The 17,093-nt window shown below is 45.2% G+C and carries 12 protein-coding genes; all 12 read left to right on the top strand.

Annotated elements, in window-relative coordinates; translation table 11 throughout:
• Positions 1-244 precede the first annotated feature (244 nt).
• The 12 genes from IE130_RS05315 to IE130_RS05260 all read left to right on the top strand — a co-directional run bounded on the left by IE130_RS05315 (position 245) and on the right by IE130_RS05260 (position 16,990).
• Entirely contained in the window at positions 245-1,213 is a 969-nt protein-coding gene (locus IE130_RS05315; RefSeq protein WP_189582824.1) for a glutamate/aspartate ABC transporter substrate-binding protein, read from the top strand.
• 95 nt (positions 1,214-1,308) lie between these two features.
• The gene (locus IE130_RS05310; protein WP_189582821.1) at positions 1,309-2,055 is read left to right on the top strand and encodes an amino acid ABC transporter permease; all 747 of its coding nucleotides are present in this window, start codon (positions 1,309-1,311) and stop codon (positions 2,053-2,055) included.
• Entirely contained in the window at positions 2,052-2,723 is a 672-nt protein-coding gene (locus tag IE130_RS05305; protein ID WP_189582818.1) for an ABC transporter permease subunit, read from the top strand. Before IE130_RS05310 ends, IE130_RS05305 begins: the two co-directional genes overlap by 4 nt.
• Before the next feature lie 239 nt (positions 2,724-2,962).
• Positions 2,963-3,694, top strand: a complete 732-nt coding sequence (locus tag IE130_RS05300) for an amino acid ABC transporter ATP-binding protein (RefSeq protein ID WP_037033768.1) — start codon at positions 2,963-2,965, stop codon at positions 3,692-3,694.
• A 215-nt stretch (positions 3,695-3,909) separates the two neighbouring features.
• Positions 3,910-5,154, top strand: a complete 1,245-nt coding sequence (locus tag IE130_RS05295; protein ID WP_189582804.1) for an NAD(P)/FAD-dependent oxidoreductase — start codon at positions 3,910-3,912, stop codon at positions 5,152-5,154.
• Between the two features lie 414 nt (positions 5,155-5,568).
• Positions 5,569-7,335, top strand: a complete 1,767-nt coding sequence (locus IE130_RS05290; protein ID WP_189582802.1) for an AMP-binding protein — start codon at positions 5,569-5,571, stop codon at positions 7,333-7,335.
• A 349-nt stretch (positions 7,336-7,684) separates the two neighbouring features.
• Positions 7,685-9,460, top strand: a complete 1,776-nt coding sequence (locus tag IE130_RS05285; RefSeq protein ID WP_189582800.1) for an AMP-binding protein — start codon at positions 7,685-7,687, stop codon at positions 9,458-9,460.
• 276 nt (positions 9,461-9,736) lie between these two features.
• Positions 9,737-11,347, top strand: coding sequence for a carboxyl transferase domain-containing protein (locus IE130_RS05280; protein ID WP_189582797.1), 1,611 nt, complete (start codon positions 9,737-9,739; stop codon positions 11,345-11,347).
• Positions 11,348-11,498: 151 nt separating this feature from the next.
• Positions 11,499-12,308 carry an enoyl-CoA hydratase/isomerase family protein gene (locus tag IE130_RS05275; RefSeq protein ID WP_189582794.1) on the top strand — a complete coding sequence of 270 codons (810 nt, stop codon included), beginning with the start codon at positions 11,499-11,501 and terminating at the stop codon, positions 12,306-12,308.
• A gap of 60 nt (positions 12,309-12,368) precedes the next feature.
• A complete protein-coding gene (locus IE130_RS05270) occupies positions 12,369-14,486 on the top strand; it encodes an acetyl/propionyl/methylcrotonyl-CoA carboxylase subunit alpha (protein WP_189582791.1) in 2,118 nt (705 codons plus the stop codon).
• Between the two features lie 191 nt (positions 14,487-14,677).
• Positions 14,678-15,598: a hydroxymethylglutaryl-CoA lyase gene (locus IE130_RS05265; protein ID WP_189582789.1), complete on the top strand. Its 921-nt coding sequence runs from the start codon at positions 14,678-14,680 to the stop codon at positions 15,596-15,598.
• A 204-nt stretch (positions 15,599-15,802) separates the two neighbouring features.
• The gene (locus IE130_RS05260; protein ID WP_189582787.1) at positions 15,803-16,990 is read left to right on the top strand and encodes an isovaleryl-CoA dehydrogenase; all 1,188 of its coding nucleotides are present in this window, start codon (positions 15,803-15,805) and stop codon (positions 16,988-16,990) included.
• Positions 16,991-17,093 lie beyond the last annotated feature (103 nt).

Raw genomic sequence — 17,093 nt, 5'->3', positions numbered from 1 at the left:
TCTGTGAACCTCTGTGGTGGTGTAATAGCTGTGAGCCATCGAGTTTTAACCAAAAAATAAATAGATTCCAAAATAACACTTCCCTCAAAAAAAAATCACCCTCTACCGTGAATTTGTTGTACAGTAACATTAAGTTGCATTGTGTTAAACAATAGCAACAACCGTACGGATGCGGGGCAGTCAGGTCAGCCAGACCTATGTCGTCCAAGCACTCATTTAATCTTGTGATAAAAGGATGTATTTCATGACCTACTCATTTTCCAAACCGTTGACTTTAGCTGTGTTAATGGCATTGGGCCTAACAGGCTGTAGCAACAGCAGCGAGACCACTACCGATGCGCCAGCAGATGATGCAGCGACGTCAGAGACTATGAACGGTACGCTACAAAAAATTAAAGATTCTGGCACTATCGTGGTCGGCTATCGTGACTCTTCTATTCCTTTTTCATATGTTGCCGATGATCCTAACCAACCTATGGGCTATGCACATGATCTAGAGATGAAAGTGGTTGAGGGTATTAAAGAAAAACTCAACATGCCAGATCTAGAAGTTCGTTATAACCTGATCACCTCACAAACTCGTATTCCTTTGGTTCAAAACGGCACGGTCGACTTCGAGTGTGGTTCAACAACCAATAATGTCGAGCGTCAAGAGCAAGTGGCTTTCTCTAATGGTTTCTTTGAGATTGGTACACGTCTATTGACCAAAGCAGACTCTGGTATCAAAGACTTTGAAGACCTAAAAGGTAAGCGACTGGTGACTACCGCTGGTACGACGTCAGAGCGTTATATTCGTCAGTACAATGACGAGAAAAAAATGGATACCGATATCATCTCTGCTAAAGATCATGGCGAAGGTTTCTTGATGTTAGAAAGTGGCCGTGCTGATGCCTTTATGATGGATGATGTATTGCTAGCAGGCGAAAAAGCCAAAGCTAAAAATCCTGATGAATGGGTTATCGTTGGTACACCGCAATCATTTGAAATTTATGGTTGTATGATGCGTAAAGACGATCCTGAATTCAAAACAGTCGTAAACGACGCGCTGAACAAAACCTTTAGCTCAGGCGAAATCAATAGCATCTATGACAAGTGGTTCCTAAACCCAATTCCACCAAAGAACGTCAACTTGAACTTTGAGATGTCAGACAACCTAAAAGCACTTATCGCCAATCCACATGATAGCGATCAGCCTAAAGTAGCAGCACAGTAGTATTTGTCCTTCAATCTAGCTTGCTTACGTGTTCAGATCGAACTTATCGCTCATCTGATACGTAAGTTTTTCAATCGCTGTTCGGAGAGACAATCATGAATTATAGCTGGAACTGGGGTGTGCTCTTTGAGCATACGGGTATTGGCAACGAGCTCTATATCCACTGGATGATTACTGGTCTTGGTTGGTTATTACTGATTGGTAGTATTGCTTGGACCATTGCTATGGTCGTCGGTACTGTCTTCGGTATTATGCGTACCTTACCTAACAAAACAGCTCGTCGCATTGGCACCGCCTATGTGACTTTTTTTCGTAATATTCCGCTGCTCGTGCAGCTATTTTTTTGGTTTTATGTGGCACCTGGTTGGTTGACGCCAGCGCTACAAGAATGGTGGTTTAGAGATCTATCGCCGAATACATCCGCGATGCTCTCAGCGAGTATTGGGCTTGGCTTATTCACAGCAGCACGTATCGTCGAGCAAGTACGTACGGGTATCGAGTCGCTACCAAAAGGACAGATAAATGCAGCGTATGCGCTAGGCTTTACTATTCCACAAGCTTACAAGCAAGTACTGCTACCACAAGCATTCCGTATTATCTTACCGCCGCTTAGCTCTGAGCTGACCAACTGTTTTAAGAACGCCTCTGTCGCCTCACTAGTTGGTGTCATGGAGCTCATCAGTCAAACCAAAACCATCAGCGAATACACACAGAATAGCCTTGAGATTTATACTTATGCGACGATTATTTACCTCGTCTTTAATCTCTCACTCATCGCTATTATGGGTCTAATCGAACGTAAATTAAGAGTACCAGGGCTTATCGCAGGGAGTCAGAAATGAGTATGATGACCGAACTTGCGACCGCTTATCCAGGCTTAATGGGTGGCATGATTACCACGCTAAAAGTCCTATTTTTGGCTATTGTCGGTGGTATCAGCTTAGGTACCGTATTGGCGCTCATGCGTTTATCAGGTATCAAAGCATTAGAGATTCCCGCTAAGCTATATGTTAATTATTTTAGATCGGTACCACTACTGTTAGTGCTACTGTGGTTCTACTTTGCCGTACCGATGATTTATTTTTGGGTGGCGGGTAAGTATTTACAACTAGATGCGGCCTTTGCCTCTTGTGTGGTCGCCTTTATGATGTTCGAAGCGGCTTACTTCTCAGAAGTCGTTCGTGCGGGTATTCAATCTATCGGTAGTGGACAGGTTAATGCGGCTAAAGCGTTAGGCATGACTTATGGGCAGACGATGCGTTTGGTGATTTTGCCACAAGCCTTTCGCAAAATGCTGCCATTGATTTTGCAGCAATGTATTATCTTATTCCAAGATACGACTTTGGTGTTCGCTATTGGTCTGACCGACTTCTTCCGAGCGGCATACGTACGTGGTGAGCTAATGGGACTATTGACGCCTTACATCTTAGGAGCTGGCGCGGTGTATTTTGTCTTGAGCTTGGCGGCTTCGGTAGGCGTACAACGCGTACAGAAAAGGTTAAGGTTTTAATAAAGGACTGTTAAGCGTTAGAGTCGATCAATGCATGGTTATCTGAACATGGTTATCTGATCTCATTTAATAGGCTCTAACTCTTTCAAAATTTAACTGCGTTAATTATTAATATATTTTGCACGACTGCAATTGGGCAAGAGTAAGAATAAGGCTAGGAGCCAATGATGAATGATGCTAAAACGTTTACAAATGACTTTGGTGGACTGGTCACAAATAGTGGTCATGCTAGCAGTGAGATGGTCGTTGAGATAGATAGCGTTAGCAAGTGGTACGGCGACTTTCAGGTACTGACTGACTGTACCGCTCACGTCCACAAAGGCGATGTCGTCGTGGTCTGTGGTCCATCAGGTAGCGGTAAATCAACCTTGATCAAGACCGTGAATGGGCTAGAGCCTTTTCAAAAAGGCAATATCATGGTCAACGGCATCTCTGTCGGTGATCCAAAAACCAACTTACCGAAGCTACGTAGCCGTGTCGGCATGGTGTTTCAGCATTTTGAGCTATTCCCTCACTTGACCATCATCGATAATTTAATGGTCGCACAAATTAAAGTATTGGGTCGTAAAGAGAGCGAGGCCAAGAAAAAGGCGATGGCGTATCTAGATCGCGTCGGCCTAACGGTTCAAGCCAATAAATATCCTGCGGAACTATCAGGTGGTCAACAGCAGCGAGTTGCCATTGCGCGTGCGCTTGCGATGGATCCCATAGCGATGTTGTTCGATGAGCCAACCTCAGCACTCGATCCTGAGATGATTCAAGAAGTGCTTGATGTCATGGTAGAGCTGACTCGTGATGGCATGACGATGATGTGTGTGACGCACGAAATGGGCTTTGCTAGTCAAGTAGCCAATCGTATTATCTTTATGGATGAAGGTCATATTGTAGAAAACTGTAGTAAGGATGAGTTTTTTGAAGGCGCGAAAAGTGAGCGAGCACAGCAGTTCTTGTCGAAGATTTTGAATCACTAACCATTTATGTAGCTCTTATTATGTAGCTCTATGAAATATAAAGCGTCTATTAACGAATAGGCGCTTTTTTTGTGCGTGATAACTTGATGCATCTCATGGTGATATCGATATGATTGGTTACATAAGTGAGTAGATGAGTGAATAGCTGTTTACTGATACAATAGCGGTCAATATTCTAACAACTAAAATAATCTCTTATTTATATTGGAGCTAATATGAGCGCTGAAAACTCAGAAGTATCAAACAACAGTATTGTTATCATTGGTGCAGGTTTGGCAGGTTGGCATGTGATTGATGCCATTCGTGCAAAAGATAAAGACATTCCGATTACGTTGGTAACAGCTGATAGCGGCGATCGTTACCATAAACCAATGCTGACGATGGCCATTAGCCAAAAAAAAAGTGCGGCAGACTTGGTAAGAGCCACTGGCGTTGATGCCGCAGAAGCTGCAAGTGTTAAGCTACTTGCCAATACGCAAGTAACGGATGTTGACACGACCACTCAACAGTTGCAGCTAGTCTCTGCACAGCGCTCAGATCCAGCCAACACAGATTATGCCACAATCAGTTATGGCAAGTTAGTACTAGCGATGGGTGCGCATCCTATCTTCCCAAAAAGCTTGCCAGAGGATCTAGTCTGGCATGTCAATCATATTGAGCGCTTTGGACAGTTGCAAGAAAAGCTAGCCACTGGCAGTCAACATGTTGCCATCGTCGGTGCGGGTATGGTTGGGACCGAGATTGCAGAGGACTTACTTAAAGCTGGTCATCAGGTGACACTCATTGATTTAAACGATGCGCCACTCTCACAAATGCTACCGCCAAAAGCGACTGCTCGTATCGCTCAAGCAGTGAAGTCACAAGGGATTAACTTCTTAGGAGGGTGTCAGGTATCTGGTATTACTCGTATCAGTGATAGCAGCAATGGTAGCGACAGTGACGGAAAATTACAGGTCAGTTACGAGGCGCTAGCATCAGCGACAGGCAGTACGACTGCTGAGCCAATCGAACCATTAATGGTAGATCATGTGATTGCCAGTACAGGTCTAACAGTTGATGATAAGCTGCCTGCCGCTGCTGGTGTTGAGTTCGACCGTCGTACTGGTATCGTGGCTGATGCAGCGACATTGCGTACCAATGCAGCACACATTTATGCTATCGGTGACTGTATGTCTATCAACGGTGTCGCTTGTCGTTATGTTGCGCCATTACGCGCGCAGGCTGCTACTATTGCCGATGATATCTTAGGTCATGAACACAGCGGTTATGAGCATAAGCCACCGATGATTCGCCTAAAAAATAAAGCCATCTCTGTGATGGTGACGGGTGTACCGCAAGCAACGGGTAATTGGCAAGTTAAAACAGAAAGCGACGATGAGCTGATTATGGATTTGCTTGACGACAATGAGGTTGTCAGCGCAACGGTAACGATCAAAGCACCTGTAATACCTAAAGCATAATTGTAAAAGTATTACAAATCATAGCCAGTGTTGCCATCTTAATGCAGCACTGGTTTTTTTATATCTATAGTCAGCGAACTAGTAAACCGCTACGGTGTTACCCTTCCTAGAGGTACTATATGTACAATCCGCGGTCGGCTGCCTTGTAGCTGTTTTAGATTTCTTTGACTATCTTGCTTTTTATCTCAATCATAATCGATACATACCGTATCTATATGATTGACAGTCTTTTGTTTAAGGCGCTATATTGGATAGGTATGATTTAACTATCATGTCTAGTGATAAACAATATTCAAGGAAGAATATCGTATTTACGCTAGTAGCGCATTTCTGCTTTCTACGATTATAGATAGATATGTCATAAGCAACTGTATAGTAAGACCAACACCAAATAGCAAAACGAAAGGACTCGTTATGACCCAGCTAACCAATTTCGATATTAATAATAATATTCTCAATGCTGTTCCAAAAGTTGATATAAGCGCACGCTCAGCAAATGCACCACTTACCCAAAGCCATGATAAAGGCATTGATATGCCACTGATTGAGGCGACCATTGGAGACTTCTTTGATGCGATTGTTGATAGATATTCTGAGCGTGAAGCTTTGGTGTCTCGCCATCAAAATATCCGTTGGACGTATCGCGAGCTACAGCAGAAGGTCAATCAGTTAGCGAGTGCCATGATTGAGATGGGGCTTGAGATTGGCGATCGTATCGCTATTTGGTCGCATAACAATGCTGAATGGCTGCTCATGCAATTAGCCACGGCAAAAGTCGGCGTTATCCTCGTTAATATCAATCCTGCTTATCGCACTTTTGAGCTGCAATATGCTTTGAATAAATTGGGCTGCTCGGCATTGGTATTGATGCGTCATTTCAAAAGCAGCGACTATACGCAAATGATTCGCGAGCTATGTCCTGAAATTTATCATAAAAATTATCAACAGCTTGATTTGGTTGAGATTCCAACGATTGAACGCATCATTTGGATTGATGAGCCAGAGAGTGATGAGGACTTTAATTTTATGCAAAAGTTCTCTGCTTGGATGGCAGAGGGTAATGCAAACGACCCTCGTGTAGCGGAGCGCCAAGCCCAGCTTAAGAACACCGATGCTATCAGTGTGCAGTTTACCAGTGGGACGACAGGTACGCCAAAAGGTGCCACCTTAAGCCATCGTAATATCCTCAATAATGGCTATTTTCTTGGCGAAGGAATGAAGCTGACCTGCGATGATAGGCTGTGTATTCCATTACCGCTTTATCATTGCTTTGGGATGGTGGGTGGTAATTTAGCCATTTTAACCCATGGTGGTTGCGCCGTTTATCCTAATGATGGTTTTGATCCGCTAACCGTATTGCAAACGGTCGAAGAGGAGAAATGTACCGCCTTGCTTGGTGTGCCGACGATGTTTATCGCGGAGCTTGATCATCCAGATTTTGATAGTTTTGATTTGACCAGCTTGCGTACAGGCGTCATGGGTGGCTCTAGCTGTCCGATAGAAGTCATGCGCCGTGTCATGGATAAGATGCACATGAGCGAAGTCACTATTGCGTACGGTATGACCGAAACCAGTCCAGCGTCTTGTCAGACCAGCTCACAAACCCCGCTCGAAAAAAGAGTCTCTACCGTCGGAATGGTGCTGCCAGCGCTTGAGGTCAAAATTGTCGATACTGAAACAGGCAATGTCGTCCCGATTGGCGAGACGGGCGAGCTACTCACGTATGGCTATGCAGTCATGAAAGGCTATTGGGGCAGCCGATTTAAAACACGCGACGCGATCTCTAATGGCTGGATGCATACTGGTGATTTAGCAGTGATGGACGAAGATGGCTATATCACTGTGGTTGGGCGCAGTAAAGATATGGTTATTCGTGGCGGTGAAAACATCTATCCCGTAGAAATCGAGAACTATCTCTATCGTCATCCTAAGATTCGCGATGTACAAATCGTTGGCGTTCCTGATAAAAAGTACGGTGAAGTGCTTGCAGCGTGGATTATTGAAAAAGAGCCGAACAGCTTAAGTGAAGAAGAGGTAAAGCAGTTCTGTCAGGATCATATTGCTCATTATAAAGTGCCGACCTATTTTCGCTTCGTCAATGAATATCCGATGACCGTGACTGGAAAAATTCAGAAATACAAAATCGTTGAGCAAATGATTGAAGAGTTGGGTCTAGAGTGATTTGGCATTTTGAGCAGTAGCTATTATCCAGTGTGAAAGGCTTATGCAGTGCAACTATCAAGCATTGATGCCATTAATTGCTAAAGAGGCCAACCATACTACCTATTGTATGGTTGGTTTTTTTTATGTCAAATATTTGCCATGATTCTATGCTACCTTTTACCAAGTGCAAGTATTTAATGACTAATTAAATGATACATACTGTATTGATATTGTTGACACGCTTTCATTGATGGCGTTATAGTAGCTGAATGCTATGTAAGACCTGATCAAGGAAGAAAGCTTGCCCACAGGCTATCAATAAGCACTATCTATAAATACTATAAAAAGTAAAACGAAAGGACTCGTTATGACTCAACATTCCGATTTGAATGCGACTCACGTTGATTTCGATGCTATTTTAAATAATATTCCTAGTATCAACATGGGCGCACGCTCAGCGAATGCACCGCTAACTCAAAGCTATGACAAAGGTCCTGATGTGCCGCTGATTGAAGCGACTATCGGTGATTTTTTTGATGCTATCGTATCCAAGTATCCAGAGCGCGAAGCACTGGTCGTGCGCCATCAAAACATCCGCTGGACATATCGTGAGCTACAGCAGCATGTTAATCAGCTGGCCAGTAGCATGATTGAGATGGGACTTGAGATTGGCGATCGTATCGGCATCTGGTCACACAACAATGCTGAATGGCTATTAATGCAATTGGCAACCGCGAAAGTTGGCGTCATTCTCGTCAATATCAATCCCGCCTATCGTACTTTTGAGCTGCAATATGCCCTGAATAAATTGGGCTGCTCGGCGCTTGTGCTCATGCGTCATTTCAAAAGCAGTGATTACGCCAGTTTAATCCGCGAGCTGTGCCCTGAGATTTATCATAAAGACTATACGCAGCTTGATTTGGTTGAGATTCCGACGATCGAGCGCATTATTTGGATTGATGAGCCAGACTCTGATGAAGAGTTCGGCTTTATGCAGAAGTTCTCGGCATGGATGGCGGAAGGCGATGCCAACGATCCCCGTGTTGCCGAGCGCCAGGCGCAGCTTAAAAATACGGATGCCATCAATGTACAGTTCACCAGTGGTACAACTGGTACACCAAAAGGTGCAACCTTAAGCCATCGCAATATTCTTAACAACGGTTACTTTATCGGTGAGGCTATGAATCTCACCGAAGAAGATAAGCTGTGTATTCCAGTGCCACTCTATCATTGCTTCGGTATGGTGCTTGGTAACTTAGCGATTCTCACGCATGGCGGTTGTATCGTTTATCCAAACGATGGCTTCGAGCCACTGACAGTCTTGCAAGCAGTTGAAGAAGAGAAGTGTACGGGTCTGCACGGTGTGCCAACGATGTTTATCGCTGAGCTCGACCATCCTGAGTTTGAAAACTTTGATTTATCAACTTTGCGTACTGGCATCATGGCGGGGTCTAGCTGTCCGATTGAAGTCATGCGCCGCGTCATTGATGAGATGCACATGAGCGAAGTTACCATCGCATATGGTATGACAGAGACCAGTCCCGTATCTTGCCAGACCAATGAACATACGCCGCTTGATAAGCAAGTATCGACGGTGGGGTTGGTACAGCCTGCACTTGAAGTCAAAGTAATCGATACCGCAACGGGTGAAATCGTGGCGCTGGGCGAAACAGGTGAGCTACTCACGCGTGGTTATTCAGTAATGAAAGGCTACTGGGGCAGTCGCTTTAAAACGCGCGAAGCCATCCAAGATGGCTGGATGCATACGGGTGATTTGGCAACCATGGATGAAGATGGCTATGTCAAAATCGTTGGCCGTAGTAAAGACATGGTGATTCGCGGTGGCGAAAATATCTATCCAGTAGAAATTGAAAATTACCTCTATCGTCATCCAAAGATTCGTGATGTACAAATCGTCGGAATTCCTGATAAAAAGTATGGCGAGGTATTGGCTGCATGGATTATTCCTAAGGAATCTGGCTGTTTGACTGAAGAAGAAGTACGCCAATTCTGTAGTGAGCATATTGCTCATTATAAAGTGCCAGCTTACTATCGCTTTGTCACTGAATACCCAATGACCATCACTGGCAAAATTCAGAAATATAAAATCATTGAGCAGATGAAAGAAGAGCTGGGATTATAGTTAATCTGACTATTATGTCTAATTTATTAAAAGTTATGGTCGATACCAAGTGGAATAAATACGTTATGGTATAACGCGAGACTTGTATTAATTTTTCTAGCTTGCTGTGCCTATGCCGACAGAGACTACAAAAAATTCACCCAAATCTCGCTGTATCGATTATAAATTGAACTGACTATACGAATAAGAATACGAATCCAGACTAAAATAACCAGTAGCTAGAATCATTTGCATAAAAAGCTACTTGCATCTACGTATTAAAGAAAAAGGGATATCATGAGCGCTATCATAACCAGTAAACTGAGTCCAAACTCAAGCGACTTTCAGCAAAACAGTGCCGCGATGCAAGAGATAGTCGATGACTTGTATGTACACTTGCGTAAAGTCGCTCAAGGCGGCTCAGAGCGCGCACGAGCCAAGCATCTAGCACGCGGCAAGTTGCTACCACGTGAGCGTGTCGAGCGTTTGCTTGATGTGGGTACACCATTTTTAGAAGTGGCACCGATGGCCGCACATGATATGTATGGCGAAGAGATTCCAGCGGCTGGCGTGATTGCGGGTATCGGCCGTATCAATGGTATTGAATGCATGATTGTCTGTAATGACGCCACAGTAAAGGGCGGCACGTACTATCCAATGACGGTCAAAAAACACCTGCGAGCACAAGAGATTGCGCAAGAAAATCATCTGCCATGCGTTTATCTAGTCGATTCAGGTGGCGCAAACTTACCGAATCAAGACGATGTATTCCCTGATAAAGAGCATTTCGGCCGTATCTTTTTTAACCAAGCTAACCTGAGTGCCGCGGGTATTCCGCAGATTGCCGTGGTCATGGGCAGCTGTACCGCTGGCGGTGCGTATGTGCCTGCCATGAGCGATGAATCTATTATCGTCAAAGAGCAAGGCACTATCTTCTTGGGTGGTCCGCCACTGGTCAAAGCAGCGACTGGCGAAGAGGTCACTGCAGAAGACTTAGGTGGCGGCGATGTGCATACTCGACTGTCAGGCGTGGTCGATCACCTAGCGCAAAACGATACCCACGCGCTATCGATCGCACGTAATATCGTTAGTCATCTAAATCGCCCTGCGAAAAATATTCCTAATCAAATCACACCGCGTCCGCCGCGTTATGACGCCAAAGAGCTATATGGTGTGATTCCAACGGACAAACGCAAGCCATTTGATATCAAAGAAATAATTGCACGTGTCGTTGATGATAGTGCCTTTGATGAGTTTAAAGCACGCTTTGGTACGACGTTGGTTTGTGGTTTTGCTCATATCGAAGGGATGCCTGTTGGTATCATCGCTAATAACGGTATCTTGTTCAGTGAGTCAGCGCAAAAAGGAACACACTTCATTGAGCTGTGCTGTAAACGCAAAATTCCTTTAGTATTCCTCCAGAACATCACTGGCTTTATGGTCGGTCGTAAATACGAAAACGAAGGCATTGCCCGTCATGGTGCCAAAATGGTCATGGCAGTCGCCAATGCAAAAGTGCCAAAGTTCACGGTCATTGTCGGTGGCTCATTCGGTGCTGGTAACTACGGTATGTGTGGCCGCGCTTATAGCCCGCGTTTCTTGTGGATGTGGCCAAATGCGCGTATCTCTGTGATGGGCGGCGAGCAAGCCGCATCGGTACTGGCAACGGTCAAACGTGATAATTTTGACCGCAAAGGCGAGGCGTGGAGTGATGAAGACGAAGCCGCATTTAAAGCGCCGATTCGTGAAATGTATGAAGAGCAAGGTCATCCATATTATGCTACCGCACGCATGTGGGATGATGGCGTAATTGACCCTGCTGATACCCGTCATGTATTGGCTTTAGGATTGAGCGCTGCGTATAACGCACCGATTGAAGAGACGACGTTTGGTGTTTTTAGAATGTAATAATTTTAAGGCCTTCCCATAATAAGCGACTACTGCATCAACCTCATTTGAAGTACGATTTGTACATCTACATTCGGTTTCCTTGTATTAACATTATTATGGATTGACCAAGCGTTGGTTTAAGTATTTACATAAAAATATAGAGAAAGTTATGCAAAAAGACAGTGATAAAAATTATAAAAGTCTACTGGTTAAAGTGGAGCAGCACGTTGCTACGGTGACGTTAAACCGCCCTGAGATACGCAATGCTTTTAACGATGAAATGATTGCTGAGCTAACCGATGCATTCAGTACGCTTGGTGCTGATGATAATGTACGTGTCATTGTGCTAGCAGCTGCTGGCAAAGCATTTTGTGCAGGTGCTGATTTGAATTGGATGCGGGCCATGGCGGATTATAGCTATGAAGAAAATCTAGCAGACGCGGACAAATTGGCACAAATGCTCAAAACTATTTATGAATGTCCGAAGCCAACAGTCGCAGCTATTCAAGGTGATGTTTATGCAGGTGGCATGGGATTAGTGGCTGTCTGTGATGTGGCTATCGCCGTTAAGATTGCAAATTTTTGCCTAAGCGAAGTGCGTTTAGGGTTGGCACCTGCCACTATCAGCCCTTATGTCATCCGAGCACTAGGCGCTAGAGCGTCACAGCGTTATGTCTTAAGTGCTGAAGTATTTGATGCCAAAAAAGCACGTCAGCTTGGCTTTATCCATGAGCGTGTTAGCGAAGAGTGGCTAAGTGATGAAGTAGCTGCGTTCTGTAATAAGGTCGTTAAAAACAGCCCTGATGCGGTCAAAACCTGCAAGCAGCTATTACACGATGTTGCTGGTGCGCCTATTACAGATGAACTGATTGCCGATACGGTCAAAGGTATCGCTGATATCCGCTCATCAAAGCAAGGCAAAGAGGGTGTACAAGCGTTTTTGCAAAAACGTAAGCCTGATTGGCTGACAGCAGACTAACGATATAAATGGGTAAATAGACAAGACGTCAAATAACAATGACAAGACACAGGGATAGTTATGTTTTCTAAAATTCTAATCGCCAACCGTGGTGAAATTGCCTGCCGAGTAGCCGCGACTGCCAAGCGTCTGGGTGTCAGCACCGTCGCTGTTTATTCTGATGCGGATCGTGAAGCTAAGCATGTGGCTGTCTGTGATGAGGCTATCTATTTGGGCGGCTCGGCACCGAAAGACAGCTACCTAAAAGGCGATGCCATTATTGCGATAGCGCTTGAGACTGGCGCACAAGCGATTCATCCGGGTTATGGGTTTTTGAGCGAAAATGCTGATTTTGCGCAAGCCTGTCAGGATGCAGGACTGGTATTTATCGGACCTTCAGCCGACGCTATCCGCGCCATGGGCGGCAAGTCTGAGTCCAAGCGGTTGATGGAAACAGCTGGCGTGCCGCTGATACCGGGCTATCATGGTGACAATCAAGATGCAGAATTTTTGCAGCAGCAGGCAGACTCTATTGGCTATCCTGTCTTGATTAAAGCCAGTGCAGGTGGCGGCGGTAAAGGCATGCGTATCGTTGAAAAAAGCAGCGATTTTATTGACTTGCTAGACTCCTGTCGCCGTGAAGCCATTACCAGCTTTGGTGATGATAAAGTGTTGGTTGAGAAATACGCGCTGAAACCACGTCATATCGAAATTCAAGTATTTGGTGATGCGCATGGCAACTATGTGCATTTGTTTGAGCGTGATTGTTCCGTACAGCGCCGCCACCAAAAAGTATTAGAAGAAGCGCCCGCACCGGGCGTTGATATTGTGATGCGTGAGGCGATGGGAACGGCTGCCATCGAAGCGGCTCGTGCGGTCAATTATGTTGGCGCAGGCACGGTCGAGTTCATCGTTGAGCAGCGTGAAGATTCTATGAATTTTTATTTCATGGAAATGAATACGCGATTGCAGGTTGAGCATCCAGTCAGTGAAGCGATCACTGGTGTCGATTTGGTCGAGTGGCAGCTGTTGGTCGCGGCAGGTCAGCCATTGCCAAAAACCCAAGCGGACCTAACTATCAACGGTCATGCAATTGAGGCACGCATCTGTGCCGAAAACCCTGACAATAGCTTCTTGCCAGCGACAGGTACGTTGTTTACGTATCAAAAACCTGAACACAGCACTTTTATGATTGATAAAGACGGTACTGGTGTACGTATCGATGATGGCGTGCGCGAAGGTGATGTGATTAGCCCGTTTTATGACTCTATGATTGCCAAGCTCATCGTTCATGCGCCGACGCGAGAGCAAGCATTAGCCAAGCTCGATCGAGCACTTGCGCAAACGCGTATCGTGGGTTTGCCGAATAACGCGGCATTTTTACGCTATATTTTAAATACAGAGTCTTTTAGCAAAGCCAATCTCGATACTGCTCTGATTGAGCACGAGCGTGATGCGATTTTTAATCAGCAGCCTTTAGCTTTATCCACGCTAGTTGTGACCGCCATTGCTCGTCAGCTTGCGAGCGAGATGGCGACGCAAGCGTCAGATATCGATCCATTTAGCAAACCTACTGGCTTCCGTGCTTATAACGATTACACTCGCTCATTCAGCTTGGTTTATGATGAGAATGCTTATACGGCTCGCCTGAGCAATTGGCATAATGCGAATTGTTCTGATAGTAAAAAAGGCACTGAAAATCTCAGCAGCTTTACGCTCGTTATTGAAAAAGAAATCGCTAACACGCAGGATAATGACAATATTAACATAGCTGCTCAGACCGAAACAGTCTATGAAGGTCAGGTGAGCTATGCCAGTAGTGACGAAAATAATCATACGTTATGGTTAGATGGTGCACGTACTAGCGCGCAAAGTTGGGTACTTAATGAGACCGTTTATGTGTTCACAGACAGTGGTCGTGACGAGATTACGCTTGTTGATATCATGGCGCACGTAGGCGAAGAGTCCGCAGCGGTCGGCAGTTTAAAATCGCCGATGCCAGGACAGGTTGTTGCCTTTAAAGTGGCGGTTGGTGATACCGTGAAAAAAGGTGAGCCGTTAGCAGTCATCGAAGCCATGAAGATTGAGCATACCATTACTGCGCCGACGGATGGGGTTGTGGCAGAATTGCTATTTGCAGCAGGTGACTTGGTTGCTGATGGTGACGAGCTATTACGCATCGATAGTGAAAGCGAATAGCTGACGGAAGAATAATATAGTCAGTGCAATATAAAAGAAGTACGTTCAACATAGCTTTCTGCTGGTATACATTTTCCTCGCTTGCTGTGCGCTTCGCGCTCCAGAGGCTTCGCAAAATCTATCCCAGCAATACGGTATTATTTTAAATTGAATCGACTATAGAAAGGCCAGCATTAAAAAGGATGATAAGTATGAAAAATGCATACCCAAAACACGTCACCATCGTTGATGTCAGTCCACGCGATGGCTTGCAAAACGAGTCAACGACGGTACCGACTGAGGTTAAGCAAGCGCTTATCAATGATTTGATTGCGGCAGGTGTCAAAAAGCTGGAAGCGACCAGTTTTGTCTCGCCAAAGTGGGTGCCGCAAATGGGTGATAATAGCGCGCTGCTTGACGCGCTAGCGCCTACGCGGCAGATGGAGGTTTGCTATTCAGTCCTAGTGCCCAATATGCGCGGTTTTGAAAACGCTATTTTGCATCGTCCTGATGAAATAGTAATTTTTGGCTCAGCTAGTGAAACCTTTAGTCAAAAAAACATTAATTGTAGTATCGACGAGAGTATCGAACGTTTTGCACCAGTGGCAGCAGCAGCAAAAGCGCAAGGGATCAAAGTACGAGGCGTGATTTCTTGTACGGTCGGCTGTCCTTATGAAGGCGAGATTGATCCAAGCCAAGTAGCCTATGTGACCAAGCGTCTGATAGAGATTGGCTCAGAGAAAATTGGCATCGCTGATACCATTGGTGTTGGTACACCGCTCAAAGTGCAGCGCGCGTTACAAGCTGCATTAGAATATGCTGATATCTCTATGCTATCGGGTCATTTTCATGATACTTATGGTCAGGCATTGAGTAATACGCTAGCCGCACTACAAATGGGTGTCAGTGAGTTTGATACCTCGGTAGCTGGACTGGGCGGCTGTCCTTATGCCAAAGGCGCAACGGGTAATGTCGCGACCGAAGATGTCGTGTATATGCTGCATGGTATGGGTATTCACACTGGTATCGACTTGGATAAACTGGTCGTGGCAGGCGAGCGTATCAGTGCGTTCTTAAAGCGTCCAAATGGTTCAAACGTGGCACGTGCCATCATCAATAAACGCCAGTCTTAATGAGTATAGTCAATCCACTATAAAAGTATGACAGCGTTAACCTCGCTTGAAATATTCAATATATATCGACACTCGGTTGCCTTGTCAGACTTTCACATTGAATTGACTACGACTTCAAAAATGACATTATAAATACAGTTACAGTGGTTTTAAAAAACAGATTGAAATTCGAAATTTAAAAATATCAAAACACAAGGAATGGTTATGAGTTTACCTGGATTGAATTTTCAGCTTGGCGAAGATATTGATGCCCTACGCGATATGGTACAGCAGTTTGCAGCCAATGAAATCGCCCCACGTGCTGCCGAGATTGATAGCAGCGATGAGTTCCCTATGGATCTATGGCAAAAAATGGGTGACATCGGTCTACATGGCATTACCGTTCCTGAAGAGTACGGCGGTTCTAACATGGGCTACGTCGCACACATGGTCGCGATGGAAGAGATTAGCCGTGCTTCGGCATCGGTAGCATTGAGCTATGGTGCGCACTCAAACCTATGTATCAACCAAATCAAACGTAATGGCAGTGAAGCACAAAAACAAAAGTACTTGCCAAAGCTGGTCAGCGGTGAGTTCATCGGTGCATTGGCTATGAGTGAGACTGGTGCTGGCTCAGATGTGGTCAGTATGAAGCTCAGAGCTGAAGAAAAAGACGGCAGCTATATTTTAAACGGTAGCAAAATGTGGATCACCAATGGCCCAGATGCGGATGTGATGGTGGTCTATGCCAAGACCAATCCAGAGCTAGGCGGCAAAGGCATGACAGCCTTTATCGTTGAAAAAGGCATGGAAGGTTTCGGCACAGCACAAAAGCTGGATAAACTCGGCATGCGTGGTAGCCATACGGGTGAGATGACCTTTAACAATGTCACCGTGCCGAGTGAAAATATCTTAGGCGGTCTCAATGAAGGCGTTAAGGTATTGATGAGTGGTCTAGACTATGAGCGTGCCGTATTGGCCGCAGGTCCTATCGGTATCATGCAAGCAGTGATGGACAATGTCGTGCCTTATATCCATGATCGTAAGCAGTTTGGACAAGCCATCGGTGAGTTCCAGCTTATCCAAGGCAAAGTCGCAGACATGTATACGATATTGCAGGCAGGTCGTAGCTTCTTGTACACCGTGGGTAAAAACCTCGATATGTTGGACGCCCGCGGTGCCGGTCATAGTCGAGAAGTACGTAAAGACTGTGCCAGTGTGATTTTATGGTGTGCTGAAAAAGCCACGTGGATGGCAGGCGAGGGTATTCAAATATTTGGTGGTAACGGCTATACCAATGAGTACCCACTTGGTCGCTACTGGCGTGATGCTAAGCTGTATGAGATCGGCGCAGGAACCAGTGAAATCCGCCGTATGTTAGTCGGTCGTGAGTTGTTTAACGAGACTAAATAAGAAAGGATTAGGGCAGTAACTAGCAAGACCTTAACTCTTTTCTGATCGTAAAATAAAAAAGCAGTACGCCTCAGACGTACTGCTTTTTTTTCTAACTTATGAA

It is taken from the genome of Psychrobacter glaciei, assembly GCF_014652895.1.
GTDB lineage: Bacteria > Pseudomonadota > Gammaproteobacteria > Pseudomonadales > Moraxellaceae > Psychrobacter > Psychrobacter glaciei.
The sequence above is the reverse complement of the archived record's forward strand: the minus strand, read 5'-3'. Positions and strand labels throughout refer to the sequence as shown.

Bases quoted from the DNA above. Each gene is read 5' to 3' on its own strand.
- IE130_RS05315 (WP_189582824.1), top strand. From the start codon at position 245: ATGACCTACTCATTTTCCAAACCGTTGACTTTAGCTGTGTTAATGGCA.
- IE130_RS05310 (WP_189582821.1), top strand. From the start codon at position 1,309: ATGAATTATAGCTGGAACTGGGGTGTGCTCTTTGAGCATACGGGTATT.
- IE130_RS05305 (WP_189582818.1), top strand. From the start codon at position 2,052: ATGAGTATGATGACCGAACTTGCGACCGCTTATCCAGGCTTAATGGGT.
- IE130_RS05300 (WP_037033768.1), top strand. From the start codon at position 2,963: ATGGTCGTTGAGATAGATAGCGTTAGCAAGTGGTACGGCGACTTTCAG.
- IE130_RS05295 (WP_189582804.1), top strand. From the start codon at position 3,910: ATGAGCGCTGAAAACTCAGAAGTATCAAACAACAGTATTGTTATCATT.
- IE130_RS05290 (WP_189582802.1), top strand. From the start codon at position 5,569: ATGACCCAGCTAACCAATTTCGATATTAATAATAATATTCTCAATGCT.
- IE130_RS05285 (WP_189582800.1), top strand. From the start codon at position 7,685: ATGACTCAACATTCCGATTTGAATGCGACTCACGTTGATTTCGATGCT.
- IE130_RS05280 (WP_189582797.1), top strand. From the start codon at position 9,737: ATGAGCGCTATCATAACCAGTAAACTGAGTCCAAACTCAAGCGACTTT.
- IE130_RS05275 (WP_189582794.1), top strand. From the start codon at position 11,499: ATGCAAAAAGACAGTGATAAAAATTATAAAAGTCTACTGGTTAAAGTG.
- IE130_RS05270 (WP_189582791.1), top strand. From the start codon at position 12,369: ATGTTTTCTAAAATTCTAATCGCCAACCGTGGTGAAATTGCCTGCCGA.
- IE130_RS05265 (WP_189582789.1), top strand. From the start codon at position 14,678: ATGAAAAATGCATACCCAAAACACGTCACCATCGTTGATGTCAGTCCA.
- IE130_RS05260 (WP_189582787.1), top strand. From the start codon at position 15,803: ATGAGTTTACCTGGATTGAATTTTCAGCTTGGCGAAGATATTGATGCC.